This window comes from Nocardia carnea (assembly GCF_029868855.1).
Lineage (GTDB): Bacteria > Actinomycetota > Actinomycetes > Mycobacteriales > Mycobacteriaceae > Nocardia > Nocardia carnea_A.
This window is the reverse complement of record NZ_JARWOV010000272.1, coordinates 1-5,747: the sequence shown is the minus strand read 5'-3', so window position 1 is coordinate 5,747 and position 5,747 is coordinate 1. Positions and strand designations below refer to the sequence as shown.

Genomic DNA, 5,747 nt, shown 5'->3' with positions numbered 1-5,747 from the left:
CGCCCGGTAGCGCAGCTCAACACCCTGTTTACCCACCCCCCCTCCTACCCCCTAAACAACCAACCCCCCGGGGGTTACACCCCCGTTGGGGGGGGGGGGGGCCCCCCACCCCTAACGTGCCCCCGAATTCGGCGAGATCGTGGCACACAGAAACACAGCGGCTTCACGAACCAAATCGAACAACGCCGCTGTGTACCCGTTCATCGCTGCCGGCCACAGGAAGACTCCGGTGTTCCGGCGGCTTGCTCAGGCCGTGACGGCGTGGATCTCCGGCTGTCCCTGGGCTCCGCCGAGAAGTTCCTCGAAGCGGTTGATCACCTTGTGGTGGTAGATCCCGAAAAGGTCTTCGAACAGTGCCAGTTGTGCGGGTGAGGGACCGGATTCCGATTCCCATACCGCGATCAGCGCCCGCCAGACCAGCACGTGCAGGTCGGCCGCGCCGGCGAAGTATGCCTCGACGGCTTCTGGAACCTCGAGGACCATATCGCCGATCGAGTTCAGGATGGCGCGCTGCAGGCTCGATTCGAGGGTGACGAGCAACCGTCGCACGATACCGATTTCGATGGCCAGGATGCGCCGGTGGTCGGGTACCTCGGTGCGGGCGAGGGTTTCGAGCGCATCGACTTCTGCCTTGAGTTCCGCGAGATCGAAGCCGGCGGCGATGGGGCCGCCCGGCGCCGCACCGGTGTAGGCGAGCAGAGCGTCCATGACGATCCCGCGCTCGACCTCGACGATATCCCGGAACATCTCGATCGCGACGTCGGGCATCGGAATGGAGAAGCGGAAGAGATGGCGGTACACGTCCAGCCCGCCGGCCGAACGCACCTCGCGGATGGTGAAACCCTTACCGCGCCGGGCTTCCACGAAGCCGTAGGATTCCAACCGGCCGAGCGTGAGCTGCGCGGTGGCCCGGTTCATTTCGAATTCGTCGGCGACCTGGCGAACCGAGGGCATCAGCTCACCCGGCTGATATTCCCCTGCGGCGACCCGCCGGGCCAGTTCGTCGGCGACGTCGGCGACCACCGTGCGGGACCCCATGGATACACCTCTCTCGGCAGTTATTACGTCCCAGACAGTCTATGCACAAATGTGCCAGACTGCACAGGAGAACAAGCGATTCGGTTCGGGGACAGCGGTATGAGTGAGTCAGGCCCGGAGGAGGCAGCGCAGCCGTCGCCACGAGGAGGCAGCGCAGCGTCATCACGCCGGGCCCTCGCCGATACCTGGAGGACACAGCATATGAGCAGTCGACGCGATTCCGGTGCGCCTCCGGTCCGCCCGGCACTGCGCAGCGCCAAGCTCATGGCGCTGCCGGTCGCCTACGCGGGCCGGCAGGCGGCGGGGGCGGGCCGCCGGGCGCGCGGGCGGCCCGCGCGGGAGGTGAACCGGGATATCCAGAACCGCACCGCCGAGCATATGTTCGCGGTGCTGGGAGAACTGAAGGGCTGCGCCGCCAAACTCGGGCAGTTGCTGGCGATCTATCAGCTCGCGCTGCCACGCGATATCGCGGCGCCGTACCAGGCGGCGCTGGCCCGGCTGCAGGATTCGGCACCGGTGATGCTGCCGGCGACCGTGCACGGAGTGATGGCCGATACCTTCGGTCCGCAATGGCGCGATCTGTTCCGGGAGTTCGACGATCGCCGGGCCGCGGCTGCCTCGATCGGTCAGGTGCACCGCGGGGTGTGGCACGACGGGCGCGAGGTCGCGGTGAAGGTGATGTATCCGGGCGCCCGGGCCGCGGTGGAATCGGATCTGGTGCAGTTGCGGCGGGTTTCGATCCTGGCGTCGGTGCTGTTGCCGGGTGCGGACGTGAAATCGGTGACCGAGGCGCTGTGCGAGAGCGTGCGCGTGGAACTCGACTACGCGGGCGAGGCGGAGAATCAGCGGACCTTCGCGGCCGTTCACCGTGACAGTGCCGAGTTCTATGTTCCGCAAGTACTGGAACAGCGGGGCGATGTGCTCATTTCGGAGTGGGTGCGGGGTACGCCGGCGACGCGGATCATCGGTTCGGGAACCCGGGAGCAGCGCGACCGGGTCGGCGAGCTGATGATGCGGTTCGTCCTCACCGGCTGGGAACGACACGGGTTGCTGTACTGCGATCCGCATCCGGGCAATCTGTGGCTGCTGCCCGACGGCCGGCTGGGGGTGGCCGATTTCGGGGCCTGCGCGCCTTGGCCGCATCCGGGATTCACCGATTTGGCCGTGCAGATGTGCGACGCGATTTTCAACGGCGGGCCGGCAGCGCTGGAATCAGCGGTGCGTACGCACGGATTCGCGCTACCGGGTCGCGAGTTCGACGCGGTCGCGCTGGAAGCCGCGCTGTCGGCGTGTGGTGAGCCGGTGCGCCACGAGCGTTTCCGGCTGACCACGTCCTGGCTGCGTAAACAGGTACTGCGCACCACGAGTCTGCGCCTGACCAATGTGATGCGGGAGCTGACCCTGCCGCCGGATTGCACGCCGTTCGCGCGTGCCTCACTCACCATGGTCGGGACGTTGAGCCAGCTGGAATGCGAATGTGATTACGGTGCCGAGCTGGTGCGATCGGTTCCGGAACTCGGGGATGTCTTCGCCCCGGTGCGGCGCGGTTTCCTCTCGGGTGCCCCCGCGAGCTGAGGTGCGGTGGACGGGGACGAAACCGCACCGTCTGGGACGTTTTCCGGGGCGGAAGCCTATCCCGCGAACCGGCCGGCCGGGACCCTGGGGTCAGTACCCAATCCATTCCCGCCAGGCCGGCAGCAGCAGTTCCGCGAACGCGGCATAACCGCCCGCCCCCGGGTGCGCCCCGTCACCGGCCCGTACCTGCTCCATCCAGATCGCATCGACCGCCAGCCGGTGGCAGCTGCTGACATAAGGGACCCCGTGCTCGGCGCAGACCCGCCCGAAGCGTTCGTCGAGTTCGGCGGTCCGGCGGTTGTGTCCCGCATCGTCCACCGGTGGCGGGCCCACCATGAGGACGGGCCACGATTCGGCGTGCGCGCCGGCGAGCATCTCGCGCAGATTCGTCACCGAAGTGCCGGCGTCCACTCTGGTCCGGCCTTCGATCAGCGTGGTGTCGTTGACCCCGAACGAGAACACCACCCGCCCGTGCGCCTCTCGCGGCAGCCGCTGCCGGCATTCCGCCTGCCAGCGACCGGCGATATCGGTCGAGGTCTGCCTGCGGATACCCAGGTTGTAGGCGGTGGGCGCGATACCGGCGGCGTGGGCGTCGACAGTCAGCCGTCCGCTCCAGCCCAGCGCCCCGGGGTCCCCCACTCCGGCGACGAGGGAATCCCCTACGAAACAGATGCGTAGATCATTGTTCACCCACAGATTCTGGCAGCGTGTTGGTGTGTATCGTCCGGCTCGGCCTCCTGCATACTCACGATCTGGTGTGTGCGGGCGGCCGACCGGCTTCACCTCGATCCGAAAGTACCGATACGACATGCGAGTCGATGGGCGGGAGATCCCGGTAACGGGCAGCCTGCTACAACCGCTCACCAGGCGGACCAGCGATATTCTGCGTGTCGTCTTTGCGATCGCCGGAGTGGCCGTGGTCATCGCCGGATCGCTGATCACCCGTCCCGAATGGCTGGCGCTGGAACGTTCCGTTTCCAATATCGTCGGATTCCTGAACCCGGACCAGTCGAACCTGGTCTACCTGCTGTACGGGATCGCCATCCTTATCCTGCCCTTCGCGATCCTGGTGGAACTCGCATGGGGTGGGCAGTGGAAACTGCTCACCGGGTACGCCACCGCCGGTCTGGTGGCGGGGCTGCTGCTGTCCATCACGCCGAACGGTCTATCGGCTCCGCAGTGGCATCTGCAGGTGCCGGAGAATCTGGCCGACAAAACCTTTCTCCAGCAGTTCCTCGACGATCCCCGCTGGATAGCCATGCTCGCCGCGGTGCTCACGGTGTCCAGTCCGTGGCTACCGGTACGACCTCGACGCTGGTTGTGGGCGCTGATCCTGGCTTTCGCGCCGATGCATCTGGTGGTCAGCACCGTCGTTCCGGCACGCGCCATGTTCGGCCTGGCCGTCGGCTGGCTGGTGGGTGCGGTGATCGTGCTGCTGGTCGGGACACCGGCGCTGGAGGTTCCGCTGGAAGCGGCGGTGCGCCAGCTGGCCCGCCGCGGGTATACCGTCAACCGGCTCACCGTTGTCCGTCCGGCCGGTCCCGGCGCGCTCATGCTGTCGGCGACGATCGACGAGCGCGAGCGCGCGCTGGTGGTCGAGCTGTACGGAAAGAATCAGCGCACGCTCAGCGCGGTGCGCCAGCTGTGGCGCCGGCTCACCTTCCGCTCCAGCGAGACCGCGCCCCTGCACGGGTCCATGCATCGCGCCGTGGAGCACCGGGCCTTGATGGCGATCGCACTGGACGAACTGGGGGTGGCCGCGCACCGGCCGGTGGCGGTGGCGGCGTTGCCCCGTGGCTGGATGCTCTACGCTCACACCCTGCCCGCCGGCCGCTCGATCGAACAGGATCCGTCCGATACCGGCGCACTGGACGCGGCCTGGCGGACGCTCACGGTCCTGCGGGAACGCGGGATCGCGCACGGCGAACTGCGCCCCGCGGAGATCCGGGTGGGCGAGCACGGCGCAGTCTTCGGCGGCTTCACGGCGGCCGAATTGTGCGCCTCCGATGCCCAGCTCCAATCCGATATCGCCCAGCTGCTGGTCTCGATGACCGCGGTATTCGGCCCGGCGGCCGCGGTCCGGTCGGCGATCGAGGCCCTCGGTGAAGAAGTCGTGCTCACCGCCTCCCGGCGGCTCACCAAATTCGCCATGCCGCGCGGTATCCGCGCCTCCATTCCCGAGTGGAAATCGGTGGTGACGGCGGCCCGCGAGGAAGTACGGACGCAAACCGGCCAGGACCGGATCGAGGCCGAGCAGATCACCCGCTTCAACCGCAAGAGTCTGCTCCAGCTGGTGCTGCTGATCGGCCTGGTCTACGTCGCCTATCCGTTCATCAGTGCGGTACCCACCTTCTTCACTCAGCTCCGTGAGGCCAACTGGTGGTGGGCGCTGGCCGGTCTGGCGCTGTCCTCACTGACCTATTTGGGCACAGCGGCCGCGCTGTGGGCCTGTGCCTCGGGTGTGGTGAAGTACTGGCCGCTGGTGCTCATGCAGATCGCGAACACTTTCGCGGCCACCACCACGCCGGCCCGGGTGGGCGGTCTGGCGCTGAGTGTGCGATTCCTGCAGCAGGGCGGTGTCGGGGCGGTCCGGGCCACCGCGGCGGTCGCGTTACAGCAGGCCGTACAGGTGTCGACCCATATCGGGTTGCTGGTGCTGTTCAGTGTGGCAGCCGGAACCTCGGCGAACCTCTCGCATTTCGTGCCGTCACCCACCGTGCTGTACCTGATCGGCGGGGTGGGGGTCGGCATCATCGGCACGTTCATGTTCGTGCCGAAACTACGCCGCTGGCTGAACACTTCGGTGTTACCGCAGCTGCAGGAGGTGGTCGGAGAGCTGGCCCGGCTGGCCCGCGACCCGAAACGCTGCGCGGTCATCGTTCTCGGCTGCGCGGCCCTGACCCTGGGTCAGGCGCTGGCGCTGTGGGCGAGTGTGCAGGCGTTCGGTGGTGGCACCACTTTCGTCACCGTCACCATCGTGACGATGATCGGCGGCACCCTTGCCTCGGGCGCCCCCCCCCCCCGGGGGGTGGGGGGGGGGGAGGGGGGGGGGGTGGGGGGGCGGGGCCCGGGGGGGGGGGCGGGCGGGGGGGCGGGGGGCGGGGGTGTGGGGGATAGGGTTGTGGACGGGGGGG

General features: G+C 67.9%; 4 protein-coding genes. 2 read left to right on the top strand and 2 right to left on the bottom strand.

All coding sequences use genetic code 11. The annotated features are described in order from the left end of the window. Positions 1–246 precede the first annotated feature (246 nt). On the bottom strand, positions 247–1,038 hold the full coding sequence (locus tag QH195_RS28310) for a GntR family transcriptional regulator (protein WP_280437633.1): 792 nt from the start codon (positions 1,036–1,038) through the stop codon (positions 247–249). A 201-nt stretch (positions 1,039–1,239) separates the two neighbouring features. Between QH195_RS28310 and QH195_RS28305 the strand changes: the two genes are divergently transcribed. Continuing rightward, entirely contained in the window at positions 1,240–2,613 is a 1,374-nt protein-coding gene (locus QH195_RS28305) for an ABC1 kinase family protein (protein WP_280437632.1), read from the top strand. Positions 2,614–2,703: 90 nt separating this feature from the next. On the opposite strand, the gene QH195_RS28300 is transcribed toward QH195_RS28305, so the two are convergent. Beyond that, positions 2,704–3,303 carry a GDSL-type esterase/lipase family protein gene (locus QH195_RS28300; protein WP_280419652.1) on the bottom strand — a complete coding sequence of 200 codons (600 nt, stop codon included), beginning with the start codon at positions 3,301–3,303 and terminating at the stop codon, positions 2,704–2,706. 118 nt (positions 3,304–3,421) lie between these two features. On the opposite strand from QH195_RS28300, the gene QH195_RS28295 reads away from it, so the two are divergent. Further along, positions 3,422–5,747, top strand: a 2,326-nt coding sequence (locus tag QH195_RS28295; protein WP_280437631.1) for a lysylphosphatidylglycerol synthase transmembrane domain-containing protein, incomplete at its 3' end; no start/stop codon positions are given.